14 protein-coding genes and 2 CRISPR repeat arrays are annotated in these 18,795 nt (G+C 34.1%); of the genes, 7 read left to right on the forward strand and 7 right to left on the reverse strand.

What is annotated here, in order from left to right; genetic code table 11:
- The first annotated feature begins 74 nt into the window (after positions 1–74).
- The 3 genes from CYAN10605_RS13285 to cas2 are packed head-to-tail and all read left to right on the forward strand — an operon-like array spanning position 75 to position 1,802.
- Positions 75–443, forward strand: coding sequence for a four helix bundle protein (locus CYAN10605_RS13285; RefSeq protein WP_015220467.1), 369 nt, complete (start codon positions 75–77; stop codon positions 441–443).
- A gap of 59 nt (positions 444–502) precedes the next feature.
- A complete protein-coding gene (cas1d, locus tag CYAN10605_RS13290; protein WP_015220468.1) occupies positions 503–1,510 on the forward strand; it encodes a type I-D CRISPR-associated endonuclease Cas1d in 1,008 nt (335 codons plus the stop codon).
- A gap of 19 nt (positions 1,511–1,529) precedes the next feature.
- Entirely contained in the window at positions 1,530–1,802 is a 273-nt protein-coding gene (gene cas2, locus CYAN10605_RS13295) for a CRISPR-associated endonuclease Cas2 (protein ID WP_015220469.1), read from the forward strand.
- 229 nt (positions 1,803–2,031) lie between these two features.
- Positions 2,032–4,681: direct repeats of the CRISPR family, unit length 37 nt; unit sequence GTTTAAACTCTAATTAATACCTATAAGGGATTGAAAC.
- A gap of 418 nt (positions 4,682–5,099) precedes the next feature.
- A CRISPR array of direct repeats spans positions 5,100–5,503; the repeat unit is 37 nt; unit sequence GTTTAAACTCTAATTAATACCTATAAGGGATTGAAAC.
- A gap of 134 nt (positions 5,504–5,637) precedes the next feature.
- Here the strand turns inward: cas2 and CYAN10605_RS13300 are convergent.
- The 4 genes from CYAN10605_RS13300 to purC form a co-directional block, all read right to left on the reverse strand.
- Positions 5,638–6,765 (reverse strand): response regulator, encoded by a 1,128-nt coding sequence (locus CYAN10605_RS13300; protein WP_015220470.1) that lies wholly within the window; start codon positions 6,763–6,765, stop codon positions 5,638–5,640.
- A gap of 10 nt (positions 6,766–6,775) precedes the next feature.
- A complete protein-coding gene (locus tag CYAN10605_RS13305) occupies positions 6,776–6,997 on the reverse strand; it encodes a hypothetical protein (protein ID WP_015220471.1) in 222 nt (73 codons plus the stop codon).
- A gap of 436 nt (positions 6,998–7,433) precedes the next feature.
- Positions 7,434–9,713, reverse strand: a complete 2,280-nt coding sequence (locus CYAN10605_RS13310; protein ID WP_015220472.1) for a BamA/TamA family outer membrane protein — start codon at positions 9,711–9,713, stop codon at positions 7,434–7,436.
- 33 nt (positions 9,714–9,746) lie between these two features.
- Positions 9,747–10,493, reverse strand: coding sequence for a phosphoribosylaminoimidazolesuccinocarboxamide synthase (purC, locus tag CYAN10605_RS13315; RefSeq protein ID WP_015220473.1), 747 nt, complete (start codon positions 10,491–10,493; stop codon positions 9,747–9,749).
- Positions 10,494–10,681: 188 nt separating this feature from the next.
- Here purC and CYAN10605_RS13320 point away from each other — a divergent pair, with 188 nt between their 5' ends.
- Positions 10,682–11,629, forward strand: coding sequence for a DNA polymerase III subunit delta' (locus tag CYAN10605_RS13320; RefSeq protein ID WP_015220474.1), 948 nt, complete (start codon positions 10,682–10,684; stop codon positions 11,627–11,629).
- Between the two features lie 449 nt (positions 11,630–12,078).
- Here CYAN10605_RS13320 and CYAN10605_RS13325 read toward each other — a convergent pair whose 3' ends face one another.
- The 3 genes from CYAN10605_RS13325 to CYAN10605_RS13335 all read right to left on the reverse strand — a co-directional run bounded on the left by CYAN10605_RS13325 (position 12,079) and on the right by CYAN10605_RS13335 (position 15,878).
- Positions 12,079–13,299, reverse strand: a complete 1,221-nt coding sequence (locus CYAN10605_RS13325) for an ATP-dependent 6-phosphofructokinase (protein ID WP_015220475.1) — start codon at positions 13,297–13,299, stop codon at positions 12,079–12,081.
- A gap of 407 nt (positions 13,300–13,706) precedes the next feature.
- A complete protein-coding gene (locus tag CYAN10605_RS13330) occupies positions 13,707–14,258 on the reverse strand; it encodes a photosystem I assembly protein Ycf4 (protein WP_015220476.1) in 552 nt (183 codons plus the stop codon).
- Between the two features lie 213 nt (positions 14,259–14,471).
- Entirely contained in the window at positions 14,472–15,878 is a 1,407-nt protein-coding gene (locus tag CYAN10605_RS13335; protein ID WP_015220477.1) for an aromatic ring-hydroxylating dioxygenase subunit alpha, read from the reverse strand.
- Positions 15,879–16,094: 216 nt separating this feature from the next.
- Between CYAN10605_RS13335 and CYAN10605_RS13340 the strand changes: the two genes are divergently transcribed.
- Genes CYAN10605_RS13340 through CYAN10605_RS13350 form a run of 3 tightly spaced genes read left to right on the forward strand, consistent with a single transcriptional unit; the run spans position 16,095 to position 18,780 of the window.
- Positions 16,095–17,987, forward strand: coding sequence for a S9 family peptidase (locus CYAN10605_RS13340; protein ID WP_015220478.1), 1,893 nt, complete (start codon positions 16,095–16,097; stop codon positions 17,985–17,987).
- Positions 17,988–18,034: 47 nt separating this feature from the next.
- A complete protein-coding gene (locus tag CYAN10605_RS13345; protein WP_015220479.1) occupies positions 18,035–18,469 on the forward strand; it encodes a XisH family protein in 435 nt (144 codons plus the stop codon).
- A complete protein-coding gene (locus tag CYAN10605_RS13350) occupies positions 18,439–18,780 on the forward strand; it encodes a XisI protein (protein WP_015220480.1) in 342 nt (113 codons plus the stop codon). The genes CYAN10605_RS13345 and CYAN10605_RS13350 overlap by 31 nt, the downstream gene beginning before the upstream one ends.
- Positions 18,781–18,795 lie beyond the last annotated feature (15 nt).

Consider the following 18,795-nt stretch of genomic DNA (forward strand, 5'->3'; position numbering starts at 1 on the left):
ATAATGAATAGTCGATAATTGAACAAATTAATGATCAATACTCTTTAGTCTTTTTAAAAGTTATAAAAAGTAAAATGAATAGTATTATTTATCAAAAAGCATATAAGTTTTCTTTAAGAATTATCAAAGCATATAAATATTTAATTGAAGAAAAAAAAGAATTTATTTTATCAAAACAATTATTAAGAAGTGGTACGTCAATTGGTGCAAATATAGCTGAAGCTAATGGAGCAATTTCCAAAGCAGATTTCAGACACAAAATGTCTATTGCTTATAAGGAATCTTTGGAAACACAATATTGGCTTTCTTTACTAAAGGATTCTGAAGTGATAGATGTCAAAAGTTATCAAAGTATTTATCAAGATGTTGTAGAAATTAGTAAAATTTTATGTTCTATAGTAAAAAACACAAAAGCAAAAAATAATAAATCAAATACAAGCTAATTAGTATTAACTATAATTTTTTAACTACTCACTATAAACTATACATTATTCACTAAAAAATGGGAACTATTTACATTACTAAAGATGACACTTTTATCGGTAAAATTGACGAAAGAATCCACGTCAAAGCTGATAGAAAACAAATTTTAGATGTGCCTTTTATTAAAGTTGATGGTTTAGTTATTTTAGGTCGATCGAACTTTTCACCTGCCTTAGTAGCTGAATTATTAGAAAGAAAAATCCCTATGAGTTTTTTAACAACTACAGGGAAATATTTAGGAAGATTAGAACCAGAATTAACTAAAAATATTTTTATCAGAAAAGCTCAATGGAAAACAGAAGATAACTCAGAAAAAGCCCTTCATATTGTCAAAGGATTTATCAGAGGAAAATTAAAAAATTACCGTAACTTTCTTCAACTCAGAAATAGGCAAAATAACCATGAAAAACTAGAAATAAGTATTAACCAAATTCAGGATATTATCGATGGTTTAGAACGTAAAAATAATGTTAACTCTTTAAGAGGTTTGGAGGGTGCTGGAAGTGCCATTTATTTTAGTTGCTTTAATCTCTTAATCAAAAATAATGAGTTTAGTTTTAATACTCGAAATCGTCGTCCACCAACTGATCCTGTTAACTCTTTATTAAGTTTAGGCTATGCTTTACTAAGACACGATATTCAAAGTGCAGTCAATATTGTGGGTTTTGATCCTTATTTAGGTTATCTCCATGTAGCCCATTATGGACGACCTGCTTTAGCCTTAGATTTAATGGAAGAATTTAGACCAATTGTAACTGATGCGGTGGTTTTAAATGTAATTAATAATAAAAAAATTACCCCCAAAGATTTTATAATAGAACCTCTCAGTAACGCTGTTTCTTTAACAAAGGAAGGATTACAAATATTTTTGAGAGCTTATGAAGAAAAAAAACAGTCAAAATTTAAACATCCCGTTCTAAATCGACAATGTACTTATCAAGAATCCTTTGAAATTCAGGCTCGTTTTTTGGCTAAATATTTAATGGATGAAACAAAACAATATCCTCCTTTAATTATAAAAAAATAATCATATTTTTAGATTAAATATGTATATAATTATTAGCTACGATATAAAAGACGATAAAAAAAGAACTAAAATTCACAAAATATTAAAATCCTATGGTGAATGGGTGCAATATAGTATTTTTGAGTGTGAACTAACCGAAACTCAGTACGCAAAATTACGTCATCGTCTCTCAAAATTAATAAAAGACGATTCTGATAGTATCCGTTTCTATTCTATGTGTAAATGTTGTCAAGGTAAAATAGAACGTATTGGGGGTGAAATGCCAAGGGATAATACTATTTTTGTTGTCTAAATAGCGTAAGGGGTAGGGTGTAAAAAACATAATCGGCTAAAAAATTCATAAAGTCTTTACCCCGTATAGTTTACGAATATTTTATTTTCTTATAGCCTTACGCTTCTTTATTTGCAAAGATTTCAGCGATAAAGGGTGGACATTAAAAATGAATTTATTTATAATTGAAGCTAGGCTTACGCGATCGCACCTTGAAAACCTTATATTTCAAAGACTTCGATTATGGGCGGTTTAAACTCTAATTAATACCTATAAGGGATTGAAACTGGTTCTTCAAGTTCTGGCGGTTCTTTGATTTCTGGTTTAAACTCTAATTAATACCTATAAGGGATTGAAACAACAGCAGAACTGCGATAACCAGAAGAAATTATTACAGGTTTAAACTCTAATTAATACCTATAAGGGATTGAAACTTCCATAAATTACTAACTACTTTTGTTACAACTAGTTTAAACTCTAATTAATACCTATAAGGGATTGAAACTCAGATAACATTTCACTAAAGCCTTTAGCACTGGTGAGTTTAAACTCTAATTAATACCTATAAGGGATTGAAACGGCTTCAGCCCACGTCAAGGCTCTTTCCCATGTGCCGAGTTTAAACTCTAATTAATACCTATAAGGGATTGAAACTAGAACACCCCATGAGCAAAACCCAATGGAAAAATGTTTAAACTCTAATTAATACCTATAAGGGATTGAAACCTACCTCTCTCCATTTATAACCAATGCGAATTTCCGTGTTTAAACTCTAATTAATACCTATAAGGGATTGAAACGCAGTCGTAGGAAACTGCTTCTAACCAACGATTGTTTAAACTCTAATTAATACCTATAAGGGATTGAAACGCTACTACTGTGCTTTTTTGAGCAACCTCATCGTAGTTTAAACTCTAATTAATACCTATAAGGGATTGAAACTTTGTTTTCATCATAATAAATAGCTTCATAATTGGTGTTTAAACTCTAATTAATACCTATAAGGGATTGAAACCAAACAGTGCCTATAGGTTATGCACAACTTGTTAGTTTAAACTCTAATTAATACCTATAAGGGATTGAAACTTCCTCCCAATTATTTAATGCGATTCTTCTGGTTGTTTAAACTCTAATTAATACCTATAAGGGATTGAAACAAGTACTCTTGAGACTTCTCTACCAATTCTTTTGTTTAAACTCTAATTAATACCTATAAGGGATTGAAACATTATCTAAATCTAATAAAGAGTTTGACGATTTTAGTTTAAACTCTAATTAATACCTATAAGGGATTGAAACCACCTCCAGAAGGCATAGAGCTTAATTTTCTTCCTTTGTTTAAACTCTAATTAATACCTATAAGGGATTGAAACAACCTTCGCCTTCTTTCTCCCCCAATTAAGATGCGTTTAAACTCTAATTAATACCTATAAGGGATTGAAACCTATTCCTCCTTTTTATTTCGATTATCATCCTCATGTTTAAACTCTAATTAATACCTATAAGGGATTGAAACATTTAACAAAATCATTGGAGAATTAAATTATGAGCTGTTTAAACTCTAATTAATACCTATAAGGGATTGAAACAAAGTTTTGTTGCTTCAAATTTAATTATAATTTAATTATATGGGTTTAAACTCTAATTAATACCTATAAGGGATTGAAACCCAAATCCTTGATTCCCTAGCTGATTAGCTGTATTTAAAGTTTAAACTCTAATTAATACCTATAAGGGATTGAAACTCTAACTCAATCCCTCAAGGGCAGTCGTCTTGTCAAGTTTAAACTCTAATTAATACCTATAAGGGATTGAAACACATTCTGGACAATAATGAATAGCCCAATCACAGTTTAAACTCTAATTAATACCTATAAGGGATTGAAACAATTATGCTACTTTTAAAGGTTAATTCTAACCATGAGTTTAAACTCTAATTAATACCTATAAGGGATTGAAACAATTTTAAACGAGTTCATTGTGCAAGGGTAAATACCGTTTAAACTCTAATTAATACCTATAAGGGATTGAAACGCCCCCCAAAGCAATAGTAGTTTTTTCAATTCTGTTTAAACTCTAATTAATACCTATAAGGGATTGAAACTTGACTCCAAAAGAAGACGCTCCTTACCCCATTGAGTTTAAACTCTAATTAATACCTATAAGGGATTGAAACCTGATTGTGACGGATTGTGACTAATGTGACGGATGGGGTTTAAACTCTAATTAATACCTATAAGGGATTGAAACACCAGAATTTTTCTTTAACCAATTTTCCCCCGAATGTTTAAACTCTAATTAATACCTATAAGGGATTGAAACGAAGATAAAATAAATTTGCGCCCAGTGATTGAGGTGTTTAAACTCTAATTAATACCTATAAGGGATTGAAACAGTACAATTACTTGATCCCCCACCGAGGGCATGGAGGTTTAAACTCTAATTAATACCTATAAGGGATTGAAACGCTTCATCGGGATTGACCAAACCACAATTATTGTTTAAACTCTAATTAATACCTATAAGGGATTGAAACAGACCCTAGACGCTTATTTAAAACTCAATTTAACAGTTTAAACTCTAATTAATACCTATAAGGGATTGAAACTTTCTTGTCGCATCAGGACATAAAATGTTTCGTGTTTAAACTCTAATTAATACCTATAAGGGATTGAAACTTTTTATTAGTTTTGAATCTCTGTGCTAATTTACCAGTTTAAACTCTAATTAATACCTATAAGGGATTGAAACATTAATTGGATAGACCATTTCAACCTCCGTATTTGTGTGTTTAAACTCTAATTAATACCTATAAGGGATTGAAACGTTCCATATCCTCAACTTGACGAGTAATAGCAGTCCGTTTAAACTCTAATTAATACCTATAAGGGATTGAAACGAGGGCATAATCAGGACAATTATCAGGACATACTATGTTTAAACTCTAATTAATACCTATACATTAGTTAGAAGTTAAAGTTGCGTGCAATTTGTCAAGTATATAGTTACAATTATTAATTATAAGCTCAATTCTTTGCTAACTCTGTCTCTTAAGACTTTTCTCTGTTGACTTGGGTGAGATGGGTCTATTTTTGGGTTTCGATCGCACTTTTTCATAAATCATAAGAATAACAAATTCTGAGTATTTAGTCTAAGGTAGTCAAATCCGCTAAGTTATGGATAATAAAGGATTAGAGCGATTGTTAGTTTTTATAAACAAATCATTGACAAAAATCACTTTTGCTTAACTTCTTACCAATGATACCTATAAGGGATTGAAACCTTTTCCTTTTTTCCTTAATACCTGAGTAGCCTTATGTTTAAACTCTAATTAATACCTATAAGGGATTGAAACATCGCACACACCCTAATAACTATGAATAAACATGATAGTTTAAACTCTAATTAATACCTATAAGGGATTGAAACACCAAGCGAAAAAGATACTCGTCATACCCGTCACCATGTTTAAACTCTAATTAATACCTATAAGGGATTGAAACTAGCTTTTAATGCATAATTGACACTGCGATCCGTCGTTTAAACTCTAATTAATACCTATAAGGGATTGAAACTACGGAGCGCAATCAAGAGGCAAAACAGCCGGGACAGTGTTTAAACTCTAATTAATACCTATAAGGGATTGAAACGAGAACACCACCGCCTCATCGGCTGATTGTCGAGCGTTTAAACTCTAATTAATACTTATAAGGGATTGAAACGCATTTTCCGTGAATGCGGCAGTCTTGAAAATTGCTAAGGAGTAATTTTGTACTTACAAGGAATTGAAACGACACTAACGATAAATTTTCTTTATTCAAATCCTTGGATGTTTACTTAACACTGAGTGGTCATTTCACTCATAATTATCATCAACATATTTTTTGATTAAGGCAACCCCTTGTTTTTGAAATATTTTCTGGCTAATGTATTCATTTGCACCATAAATTTTTAATTTTAAATAGTTTTGAAAACAAAAATTATCAGCCACTATCACAATGGGTAAAGTTTGATATTCCATCAAGCTACGAACTACTTTGCAAAGTTTTTCTGCTTCTTCATTTCCTGTCTCTAATTGAAAAATTATCAAATCAACTTTTGTCTTAAAAATATAGTTTAAACTCTCACTTAAGTTATTTGCATTTAAACAAATATAATTTTCCCCTTCTAAAATAATTTCTACTTCTTGTAGCCAATTTTTATTTTCACTCAGACAAATTACTTTCCTATAATTTTTTTTCTTTATTTCCCCTTGATTTACCGCATAACGATTAATCATTTTAATTAAATTTTGTTGGCAATAAGGGTAAATTAATTCTGCAACATTTATTATACTTTTATTAGCAAAACGAGATAATTGTAACAAAGAAGTTTGACCATCTATTTTATGATTAAATTTAACACTTAAATCTTGATTGATTAATTCTTCCTTATCTGAATAGCTGATGATAGGACATTGCAATGGAGATTGAAAATAATGGCTTAACTTATGCCACTGATATAAATCTTCTATTACTTTTGGTAAAATATCCTCTAATTTAAAGAAAAAGTTTAAGGGTTGTAAACTAAAATTGTCCTGCCAAATGAAGTTACCTTGCCGTAAATTCATTACTTGAAAAATAACTTCTTCAATAATTTTATTTGCAATATTTTTTTGTTGCTCAAAAGATAAATAATTGTATTTAATTAATATTAACAATCCTTCATATTCAACAATACTATTAGACTTATTTATTTCATCTCGAATAAATTTAACATTGTTTTGTAATTCATAAGGAGTTAAATATTGTTTAAGTCTGGTTAGTGTAGAAGAATTTTCATCTCCTGCGAAGATAATATAACCTTGATATATAAATATAAAATAAAAAATAGGGGTGAGGAAAACATCATATTTTTTTTCAATTAATAGCAAACCAGTTTTTTTTTGATTAGCTAGAAAGTTCAATAGAGAATTAACATCTATTTCCTGTAAGTTGCCATACATAAAAAGTTTTTTAATTTTCTGATTCGATCTGATGAATGGGAATAAAATTTTCCCACGGAAGTAAAATTGGACGTTTAGTAAATAATAGTTGACCTCGATGAGTTTTGCGATTAATAGCAACCCCAATGGGCGGTTTACTTAATTTAACGTGAAAGTAGCGATAAGTGTTATAAATTTCACGGGCAGATTTCAGCAAATTTGGGTCTAACAATTCAGGAACTCCATTTTTCATCATATTTTCTTGTTTATCTTCAAAGTATATATCTATTTTTATATCGATTCTTTTATTAATATATTAGTTAAAATTTGTTTTGGTTAACCTAACTTTTGAGCATATCTTTCAGAATAATTATATTTTTAGCTTATAAAAGAATTAGATTTATCAAAAAAAATTGGGTTTAAAGCCTTGCCCTTTTAGAGTGACTTTAAACAATAAAAGGCAATTAGCCTACTCTCTGAATCTTATCCTTCTAATAAAATATCGCACTACTTCCGTTTGATTTCTCCCCGTTTGCTCACAATATATATAACTTTAACTTTTCTCTTTCTTGCACTATTATCAATATCGAACTCAGACAAACTAAGATACTGTAATAAGTAGTGTTTATGAAATAAAAAACCTCTAGCCTTTAGCCAGAGGAGTAATAAAATATAAAATTGAATAATGCTTAAAACTTTTCACCGATACCAAAGTGAATACGGCTATCACCTTCATCATTAATAGCATAATCAATACGAATGGGTCCTACAGGAGATTGAACTCTGACTCCTAAACCATAGCCAAAACCATCACCATTTAAGCCCCGAACCTCAGCCGGCCTACCTATTACTGCTCCTCCAGAGCCTAAAGTAGTGCCATAGTCAAAGAATAATGCACCGCCAACAAAAGAAATAATTGGGAAGCGATATTCCGCAGTAGCTTGAAAGTACGATCGCCCATTTCCTAAATCACCTTCTCCATAGCCTCTGACAGAATTACTACCACCGATAACAAAGGCTTCGTAGGGGGGCAAGTCACCGAAAACAGTACCGCCTTGGAAGTTAAAAGCAAGGGTTTGAGGACCTTCAGTAAAGTCAAAATCAATGAGTTTTAGAGGAATGTAATAACTATAACTAGCACGAACACGATTGAATAATATACCTGTACCCGGAATAGTCTGTTCTGTTCCTAAAAGTAGTAAACTACCGCTAGTTGGTGTTAAACCATTATTACGAGTGTCTTGAGACACATTAAAACGCCAAGTAATTAAATCATCAACACCACTGGCATTATAAGCCAATTTTTGACGACCAAAGGCTTCTCCCGAACGAGGAGAAAGGTCCCCGTCTGCGTCTTGAACTTCAATGTGTTGATATTGTAGCCCTGTACTTAATACCCACTCAGCCGGGGAAAAAGGATCTTCAGCAATGGGTCTGGAGAAAGAAATACCAGCACCAGTACGAACAACTCTAGGACTATCATTATTCACTTCTGTGCGGATTGTCTCGGTGTCTGTACCATCATAAACGAGAGAAATAGAGCGACGACGGAAAATGTTACCAGTGTAAGATGTACGGTAAGGATCTCCTGCAATCCAAGGATCTTGATAGCTTAAATCGAAAAGAAGTTCTCTTTCCCCTAATTGGAATTCAGCCCCAATAGTCTGGTTATTTCCGCCAAGGTTTCTTTCTTGATAACTAACTGTACCAAAAATACCACTAGTGGAACTAATACCAGCCCCTGCCGCAAGAGAGCCAGTATTTGTTTCGACAATTTCCACATTCATGACCACTTCTGAGGGGTCTTCCGCAGGACTAAAGGAAAGTTTGACATCTTCAAAAATCCCTAACCCGAAGACTCTTTGTAAGTCTTGTTGTGCAGTTCTTCGGTTAAAAATATCTCCCGGTTTGAGCTTCATTTCTCTGGTGACAATAAAATCTCTTGTCCTACCATTAGTTTCTTCTTGTTCGGAGTTAAAAAATTTAACTTGAATATCGGCGATTTGCCCTTCTGCGATAACGAGAGTAACAACTCCTTCTTCGCTGATTTGGGGTGCTCCAACTACTTGTGCTAGGTCATAACCGTTATCGGTGTACCATTTATTTAATTCTGTAATGCCTTCTTGTAAGTCCCGCAGATTAAGAATTTGCCCATACTGTTCTGCAAAGGCTTCATTAATTACTTCGGGGGGTAATAGACTTTGTTCATCAGTTTTTTCAGGTAGAGTTTGAATTTCTACTTTTTGTAAAACTGGATTTGCTTCAACTTGATAAGTAATTCTGACCCCATATTGAGTATCTTCTGGGGTTACTCGAACGTTACGAAAAAAGCCTGTGGCGTAGATAGCGTTAATGTCTTCTTGTAAACGAGAGCGGGTTGTAGTACGTCCGGGGGTTGTACGAATGGTATTGTAAACTAGATCAGTAAGTTCAGGATCAACCCCTGTAACTAAAACTTCAGAAACTAAGACTCTGGGTTCTTGGGGGGTTTCATTTTGAGGAGAATTTGGCGTTGATGGGGGTTGATTTTCTTGTTGACTTTCTTGAGTATCTGGAGAGGTGGTTGTGTCTGTTTGAGATAATAAGTTTTGGGCGAGATATGAAGATGAGTCTTTGATAATTTTATCTTCGTTCAGGGGTTCAGTGGGATAAGTTACAGGAATAGAAAGATGAGGAGTTTCAGGGTCATGGGAAAATAACTGAGGAGATTTTTTTTCTGTTTCTGCTAAAGCCTTTAGGGGAGTCGTAACACTAATGAGAGATAGCAGTGTAAGAGTAAGGGGTTTTGACCATAGGGATTTAGGCTTTATATGAAAGATTGTTTGCTGGGGGATTTTTGTTGTAAGCAAGGAGGGATTTTCGACTATATTTTTTTTGTTCGCTGTGATACTGACACCCTCTTTTTGTGCCTGTGTCAAACCCAGACTTATTGTCTTTAAATAATTCTTACTGTTTTTGTTCACTGCCACACACCAAATGTTAATTATTTGTTTTTAAATATACTAGCTATTTTTGAGTTTTTCAATTTGTGTTAAAACTCTTTGTTGCACCTCTTGATAGGCGGATTCTATTTTGCCTAAGTCTTGGCGAAAACGATCTTTATCTAGGACTCTTTTTTGTTTGTCTTGTTCCAATTCATCCCATAAACGGCAAGTATCGGGACTAATTTCATCGGCTAAAATAATGTTGTTTTCTGAATCAAAGCCGAACTCTAGTTTAAAATCGACGAGGGTAATTTGGCAACTCTGGAAAAATTCTTGTAGGTGTTGATTAATTTGTAAGGCGTATTGTTTTAGTTGCTCTATTTGTTCTGAAGGTATAATGTTAAGGATTGAGAGGCGATCGCGCGTTAGTAAAGGATCTCCCAATTCATCGTTTTTGAGGTAAAATTCCACGAGGGGGAAAGGCAATTTTTCACCTTGATTTAATCCCGTTTGTTTACATAAACTTCCTGCGGCGATATTTCTAACTACTACTTCAAGGGGAATAATTTTAACGGCTTTGACCAACATTTCACGGGAGGAGGGCTGATCAATAAAATGCGTGGGAATACCTTTAGATTCCAACCACTTTAGCAGGGCGGATGAAACTGTACAGTTGATTTCTCCTTTACCGACTATTGTTCCTTTTTTTTGGGCATTGAAAGCGGTGGCATCATCTTTGAAATAAGTTAAGTATTCTTGCTCTTTTTCTGTAGCATAGACAATTTTGGCTTTTCCTTCATATAATTTTTGAGCCGATGTTGACATAGTTAAAAATCATCCTAGACAAATAAATCCAAATATTACCTTATCATAATTAGCGATTTGAGGAATGGAGATTTCACTGTTCAGGGGAGGGGGAGATTAGGTGATAAGGGGAGGGGTGAGAGGAGGAAGTAGGGGCGAATGGCCATTCGCCCGTACATGAGTTATTATTCACTATTCACTATTCACTGATGAAACCCTTAGCAAAATTAATTGGACAACCTTTAGCCATAGAACTTTTAGAAAGTGCGATCGCCATTAATAGAATTGCTCCTGCATATTTGTTTATCGGTGCAGAAGGCATTGGTAAAGCATTGGCGGCGAAGTGTTTTACGGAAATGTTGTTAATTTCTCCCGATGAAGATTATGCTTCTGCTTGTCAGAAGTTATATGCAGGAAATCATCCTGATTTTTTATGGGTTGAACCAACTTACAACGATAAAGGTCAATTGTTAACGGCAAAAGAAGCTGAGGAAAAGGGTTTAAAACGTAAAACCGCTCCACAAATTAGAATTGAGCAAGTGAGAGAAATTAGTCAATTTTTAAGTCGTCCTCCCCTAAAAGGCGATCGCTCTGTTGTGGTGATTGAAGGGGCTGAATTAATGGCAGAATCCGCAGGAAATGCTCTTTTAAAAACCCTTGAAGATCCGGGCAAAGCAACAATTATTTTAATTGCCAAAAGCACAGATTCTATTCTTTCAACCTTAGTTTCTCGCTGTCAAATAATTCCTTTTTTTCGTCTTAGTGAAGAACATTTAAAGTTGGTATTATATAGAGCTAATAAAGCTGAAGTTTTAGATTATCCTCAGTTAGTAAATTTATCTCAAGGTTGCCCGGGTAAAGCGATCGCAGACTGGCAAAAATTGACTGATATTCCTTCTGATTTAATCAATAAATTAACTAAGTTTCCTAAAAATATTATAGAAGGCTTAGTATTAGCCAAGGAAATTACTAAAAATTTAGAATTAGATACACAACTATGGTTAGCTGATTATTTACAGTATTTTTATTGGGAAAAAGAAAGAAAATCAGAGTTAATTATTAGTTTAGAAAAAGTTAAAAAATTATTATTTAGATATGTACAACCCCGACTTGTTTGGGATTGTTTTTTCTTAGAAAATATTTTAGAAAATAACTAAGAATCAAAGAGAAAATCCCCCTTTATCCTAGGGTTTTTTCATTCTCAAAAATGTCAATTTTTGAAACTAACAAATAACCTCAGTTCGGTTTAAGAATTTCCGATAAGGTTAGGTGTCAGGTGTCAGGTTGCAGGAACAGCAGGTGGTAGGGGTTTTTAGCAAGGGGCTTAAGCCCCTTGTTTAAGTCAGTTCGGATTAAGGCAATTTTATCGTTATTTCTAAGAAGCTATAAGGTTTTTTGACTACGAGTTGGTCTGCTTTCAGCTTATCCAAAACTCAGCTTAACAAATAGTAACAGATACAGGAGTTTTTAAGTATTAATTAATCAATTATTAAGAAAAAACGCTCCCCTCTACTGTGGGAGAGGGGTTGGGGGTGAGGGCAAAGGTGAATTAGTGAATAATTAATAATTCCTAAACCCGAACTCTGAACTCTCCAACTTTGATAATTCACTCATTAGTAATGGTTGAAGCTAAAGGAGTGTAAGGATAATTAGAAGTATGAGGATGATAGTGAGATTCCCCTAAATAAATACCCAAAGATAAAGCTGTTCTGACCATGAAACCTTCTGGATCTACAGGAGCAGGACAAGTTTTTTCCTGATGACACCATTTAATCATAGGCATAATTTGCTCAAGGGATTTACTCTCTACACTTCCGTTTTGCCAAATAACTAGGCGGTTATAACATTCTTCTCCGATCAAATCCAGAGCTTTAATGGCAAAAACTGTCGCTAAGATGCGATCGAATGAGCTAGGGACACCACATCTTTGTAAATGACCTAAAACCATTGCTCTTGTGTCAATTTGATTTAATCCACAGTAGCGATCGCCTTCAGTAGAACATAATTGATGACTTTTTTCTTTCAACAAATCTGCCAAGGTTTCCGCAATATAAGGATCTTTTTCTGCATTTAGTCCCTTTACTCCTTCTGCGATGACGATTAAGGCAAACTTACGCCTATCCTTGCGTAACTGAGCAATATATTCACACATCCCCACTAAAGTATCTTCCGTTAATTGAGGAGTTAACTCTGGAATTAAAATACAGTCTGCACCTCCAGCGATACCAGCGTGTAAAGATAAATGACCTGCATCCCTTCCCATCACCTGCACCACCATAATTCTTTCATGACTGGCGGCGGTAAAAGTCAAATCATATAGAGCTTGTGTCACTGTATTACGAGCAGTATCAAACCCCACAGACCTCTCGGTAAACGCAACATCATTATCAATAGTTTTTGGTATTACAACTAAGTTCCAATTACCTTTTTTAGCCAAATCATAAATAATATCTAAACTACCATCTCCACCAATCGCAATTAAAGCATCTAATTCTAAGGCTTCGTAACCTTTAATAATATCCTGAGTAACTTGATCTTCTTGAGGATTGCCCCTACTTAAAGAACCCAAAACACTACCACTCATAAACTGCAACACATCTAAACCCTGCAAAACACCGGGTAAATCATAGCCATGAGGATGTAACTTAAGTTCCTCAATATTTAGTTTTCCATGAACAAAATCAATAAATCCATCTGTACCCCTAGGAATGCCATATACTTCCCATCCCCTTAAAGTTGCATATTTTACCACCGCTCGAATAATCGCATTTAGTCCGGGGCAGTCTCCTCCACTGGTGAGAATACCGATTCTTTTTTTTGTCTTCATCTTGCAATTTTCTTATTATTTAAAACATAAGTTTTATGCTTTAATCTTATGGTTAATTTAAAAATTTCTATCAAGAGAAAACATTAAATTAAATTAAAAAAAATGGCTCTATTACTTCTCGTCTTGTAAATTATTAGTGTTTGGTAGGCAAAAGGCAAGAGGCAATAGGCAATAGGGGATTATTAAATAATAATTTATAAGCTTTTAGTTTTTGTTTTACTATAAATACTATTCAATAAAGGTTATGGAAGTCCTGTTTCTCTTAATTTATCATAACCACACTCTGAAGAACCAAAAAAATAACAGAAAGTTGTTAGAGGAATGAGTAGAGAGTTCGGGCTTAGTATTTAGGAGTTAGGGGCGAATGGCCATTCGCCCGTACAGGAGTTAGGAGTTACAAGTCTGAGTTAAAGTCCTTCTAAAGGCACTGTTAGAAAACGAGCTAATTCTGCTCCCTGATTTTCCAGTTGAGAAAGAGGCATTGGTTCACCAACAGAGGTTAAGGGTATGTCTCTTTTGGGTTTAACTCTCAAATATAAAACTCTTTTGGGGTTTAATCCTTCTTTGATTTCCGCTCTTATCGCCTGAATATCGTCAATATCATAGACTAATTCAATTTTGCGATTTTTCCCTAGAAAACCTTGGCGATAGATGGTAACTTTACCCTTTTTTTTGTCAAATTCGTTGTAACCACTACCAACATTGAGAATAATCATTAACCATAGATAACTAGCTAATAATGTTCCTGCCACACCGTAAAAAGTTAGGGCAATACCTTGGGGAATAAATTGTAATTCTGAAGTGTCACTAACAATGAGTAAATTTGTATGTAAATAACTGGATAATCCCGCTAAAAGAAAGCCAACACCGCCAAAGGAAACTGCGATCGCCCAAAAATAGTTACTAAATCTTCTTGAACCTATTATCTGTTGTTTGTAAATAAAATTATTTGCTGTCATTGGTTAAAATTAATAAATTTATCTTATTAAGAGGGGATAACCTCATCATTATTGAAACAAGTTTAATTGTACCTGAGTTCGACAAGAGGTGTCAGGTATCAGGTATCAGGTGTTAATTAAACACTTTTGCCCTCTCCCCTCGAGAGGGGTGATAAAGGGGTGTTTCTTTTAAAGGGGTTTACCCCCTGCCCTTTTCACTTTGTCCTTTATAAATTATGATTTTCTATTGCGAGAAGGTATTTTTTCCCCTTGATAAAATCTCTTTTCTAACTTGCCTAAATAGAGATATAGACTAAAGTTAATTACACTAATAATAGAAACTAAGGGAAAAATAAAATTAGGTAATTTTTCAACATAAAAAAATATTAAAGGTATCAAAGACCACACAATTCCTGTAATTATTAAAGCTGAAAAACGTATTGTTTTGATATTTTTCAAAGCACCGCTACAACTAGAACATTGCTCCGTGTGGGAATAATATCTTTCAATTAACTGATCATGATTAGGTGTTTCTGGAAACTCTTGTTCAGGGAATAAATAAGCATTATAGTTCACAACCCATTTTCTTAATTCACTGACAAATAAATCGGATTTTGTTGGTAAATAAAAGGCTTGATTGAATTTTCTACTCCCTCCTAATTTTTCTAAATATCTTTCTTGGTAATGCAGAAATATTTGATCATCTTCGAGAATCGTATTTTGATTAAGATGAGAGTACCATTGAGGAGTTAATTTAATAAAAAATTGGGGGATTTTAGAAGCAAATTGGAAGGGAAATAACGCAAAAACTCGACATTTCCCCTTGCTGATGGGAGTAACATAAACTACCGTCATGGTGCGTCCTAGTTGTTTTGAGGTTAAATCATGCCACATTAAATTAGGAGCAATAAAGGTTGTGCTTTGACTTCCTAGCTTTCCTTTTCTTGGTCCTTCTGCCCAAAATCCTGTAAATCCCTGTCTGTCGGCTGTTTTGACTTCTAATTCTACGGGGGCGGCGTTCGACCTATTTCCTACGGTGCCATGATGGGTATAAGAGACATGACTACTATCTAACACGTTTTCTAATAAAGTGAGAGCATCATAGGGTATATCCCTAAAGGTTTTTAAGATAGTCCATTTTTCTACATTTTCTATGAGGGGTTGAGTTATGGGCATGGGAGTTAAAAAGGCATTTTCTTTTTTTCCTGCATACACAAATAACATATCATGCGCGATCGCACTGGGGTAGGATTTGACACAAGCACGGGGGGATTTATGACGATTTTCTCCTTCTGGTTGCTGAGGAATTGACTGACAATCACCCTTCCCCGAAAAAGTCCAACCATGATAAGGACATTCTAATAAGCCATCTTCGTCAATTCTACCGGTACTTAAAGGGGCAAGACGATGAGGACACATATCTTGAAACACCCGCCACTGTTGATCCTTTTTATCCCACCAGATAACTAAATCTTCATCTAATAAGGTAAAACGACTTGGTTTATCTTTGTGTAAATCATTAACAAAAAAAACAGGATACCAGACCTCTTTATAATCGAATTTATTGGGATCTTCTCCACCTATAGGAAGGCTTGTAAGAGATTTTTTGATATTTTTTTCTTCATGTTGAGCGATAGTCATAATTACTGGCTATGATGGCTTGATTTAAGTTTCTTTAATTGTAACAAAACTTAATATTTGACCCTGAGAAATTAGTAATTAGCAATAGTGAATAATAAAAAAACACCTGCAACCTGAAACCCGAAACCTGACACCTCTTTCTGAACTCAGATATTTAAGGTTTGAATTTATGTCAAGATAGGTTGTAAAAGTTTGTGGAAAAATAAATCAAGGAAAATGACGGAAGTAAACTGTGTGAGTTATGGAAAGTGGCGATCGCCTCTAACCTCAGATTTAATTGTGTCTGCTACCATCGGCTTAAGTACCCCTCGTTTTGACGGTGAGGATATTTACTGGCTAGAAAGTCGTCCTTTAGAAGGCGGAAGAAGTGTTATTGTCAAGTATAGTCCTAATGGGGAGCATCAAGACATAACCCCTGCCCCTTTTAATGTGCGTAGTCGTGTCCATGAATATGGTGGTGGTGCTTTTTTAGTCCAAGATAGCACAGTTTATTTTTGTAATAATTCAGATCAAAGAGTTTATATCCAAAAAGTAGGGGAATCTCCTCAACCTTTAACCCCTGAATCGAAGTTGCGTTATGCCGATTTTTGTCTTGATAAATCCCATAATCGTCTGATTTGCGTCTGTGAGGATCATTCTGAGGAAAATCACGAACCGCAAAATAAGTTAGTTACCATTAATATAATCACAGGAGAAGTTAAAACCCTCTGCAAAGGGGCTGATTTCTATGCTTCTCCTCGTATTTCTCCTAATAACTCTCAATTGGCATGGTTATCATGGAATCATCCGAATATGCCTTGGGATAGTACCGAGTTACATTTAGCCGATATTAACCCTGATGGTAGTTTAACTAATATTACTTTGGTTGCTGGAGGGGAAAACGAATCTATCTGTCAACCTGAGTTTAGTCCTAATGGTATCCTTTATTTTAGTGGCGATCGCAGTCTCTGGTGGAATTTATATTATCGAGATGAAAAAGGTAATATTCACTCTGCCTATCCCTTAGATGCTGAATTTGGTTATCCTCATTGGGTATTTGGAGAATCAGTTTATGGTTTTGAGAGGGAAGATAAGATTATTTGCACCTATACTCAAGATGGTTGTTGGTTTCTCGGCAGTATCGATAAAAAGACAAAATCCCTCACCGATTATGAAATACCCTTTACCAATATCGCTTACTTACAGGTACAAGGGGAAGAAATTTTATTTGCAGGTAGTTCACCATCCCAACCCGGTGCTATTGTAAAGATGAATCTTAATCATGGTCAATACGAGATTCTCAAACAATCTAGTAATACAATCATTGATGAAGGATATATCAGTCAACCCATTCCTCTGGAATTTCCCACCAGTAACGGCAAAACTGCCTATGCTTGGTATTATCCCCCCCAAAATAAAGATTTTGTTGCCCCCGAAGGAGAATTACCCCCTCTCTTAGTTAAAAGTCACGGAGGCCCCACTGCCATGACATCCGCTAGTTATAATCTCAGAATACAATACTGGACGAGTAGGGGTTTTGCTTTTGTGGATGTTAACTATGGTGGTAGTACAGGTTATGGTAGAGATTATCGTCAGAGGTTAAAAGGTAATTGGGGCATTGTGGATGTGGAAGATTGCGTCAATGTTGCTCAGTATTTAGTGAAAGAGGGTAAAGTTGACGGGGATAAATTAGCTATATCTGGAGGAAGTGCAGGAGGATATACAACCTTAGCCGCCCTCACTTTTTTTGATACTTTTAAAGCTGGTGCAAGTTATTATGGGGTGAGTGATTTAGAAATTTTGGCTACTGATACCCACAAATTTGAGTCTCGTTATTTGGATAGCTTAATTGGGAAATATCCCGAAGAAAAAGAAATCTATCAGATGCGATCGCCCCTTTACCATATAGATAAACTATCATGTCCCGTTATCTTTTTTCAAGGACTAGAAGATAAAGTAGTACCCCCTAACCAAGCAGAAATGATGTACAATGCCCTTAAAGAAAAAGGTATCAAAACATCATATATCACCTTTGCGGATGAACAACACGGCTTCCGTAAAGCAGAAAACATAAAAAAAGCCTTAGACACCGAATATAATTTTTATATAGAAATTTTCTCCAATCATTAAAATCGTAAGGCGGGGTATAACCCGCCAAACCATCAAAATAAAGGAAAATGCCCGCAAAAGATGTTTACCACGACATAGTAAAAAATGCTTTGATTAAAGATGGCTGGATGATTTTAGCAGCTCCTTACACCATTGAATATGAAGATGATAACCTCTATGCTGATTTACTGGCACAAAAAACATTACTTGCTCAACAACAAGACCGTAAAATAGTAGTAGAAATAAAAAGTTTTTTAAATCCATCCCCTATGAATGACTTTCAAAATGCTTTAGGTCAATATTTACTGTATCGTGATTTTCTCAATTTTTCTCATAAAAATTATGAACTTTATTTAGCCGTAAAAAGCTCAGTGTTTAATAGTTTTTTTCAAAGAAAATCTATACAGGCAGTCATCAAACATTATGGGGTTGATTTTATCGTATTTAATCAGAATAGAGAGGAAATTATCTCATGGGTAAAATTATCAAATATAGAGAATTAATAAAAAATATACTAACCGAATATGATCAATTAGTTCATAAATCTCCTGATTATCAATCTGAAACTTGTCTAGTATTTGACGAAAATCATGATCATTATCTTTGGTTAACTGTTGATTGGAAAGAAGATAAAAGACTAAAATCAACTCATATTCATATCCGTATAAAAAATGAAAAAATTTATATTGAAGAAGATTGGACAGAAGCAGGTATTGCTAATGAATTATTAGAAAAAGGAGTACCAAAAGAAGATATAGTATTAGCATTTCATGATCCAGAAACACGTAAATTAACAGATTTTGCCGTAGCCTAATTTAACTTTTATAAG

Origin of the sequence: Cyanobacterium aponinum PCC 10605 (genome assembly GCF_000317675.1) — a bacterium.
In the GTDB taxonomy this organism is placed as follows: Bacteria; Cyanobacteriota; Cyanobacteriia; order Cyanobacteriales; family Cyanobacteriaceae; genus PCC-10605.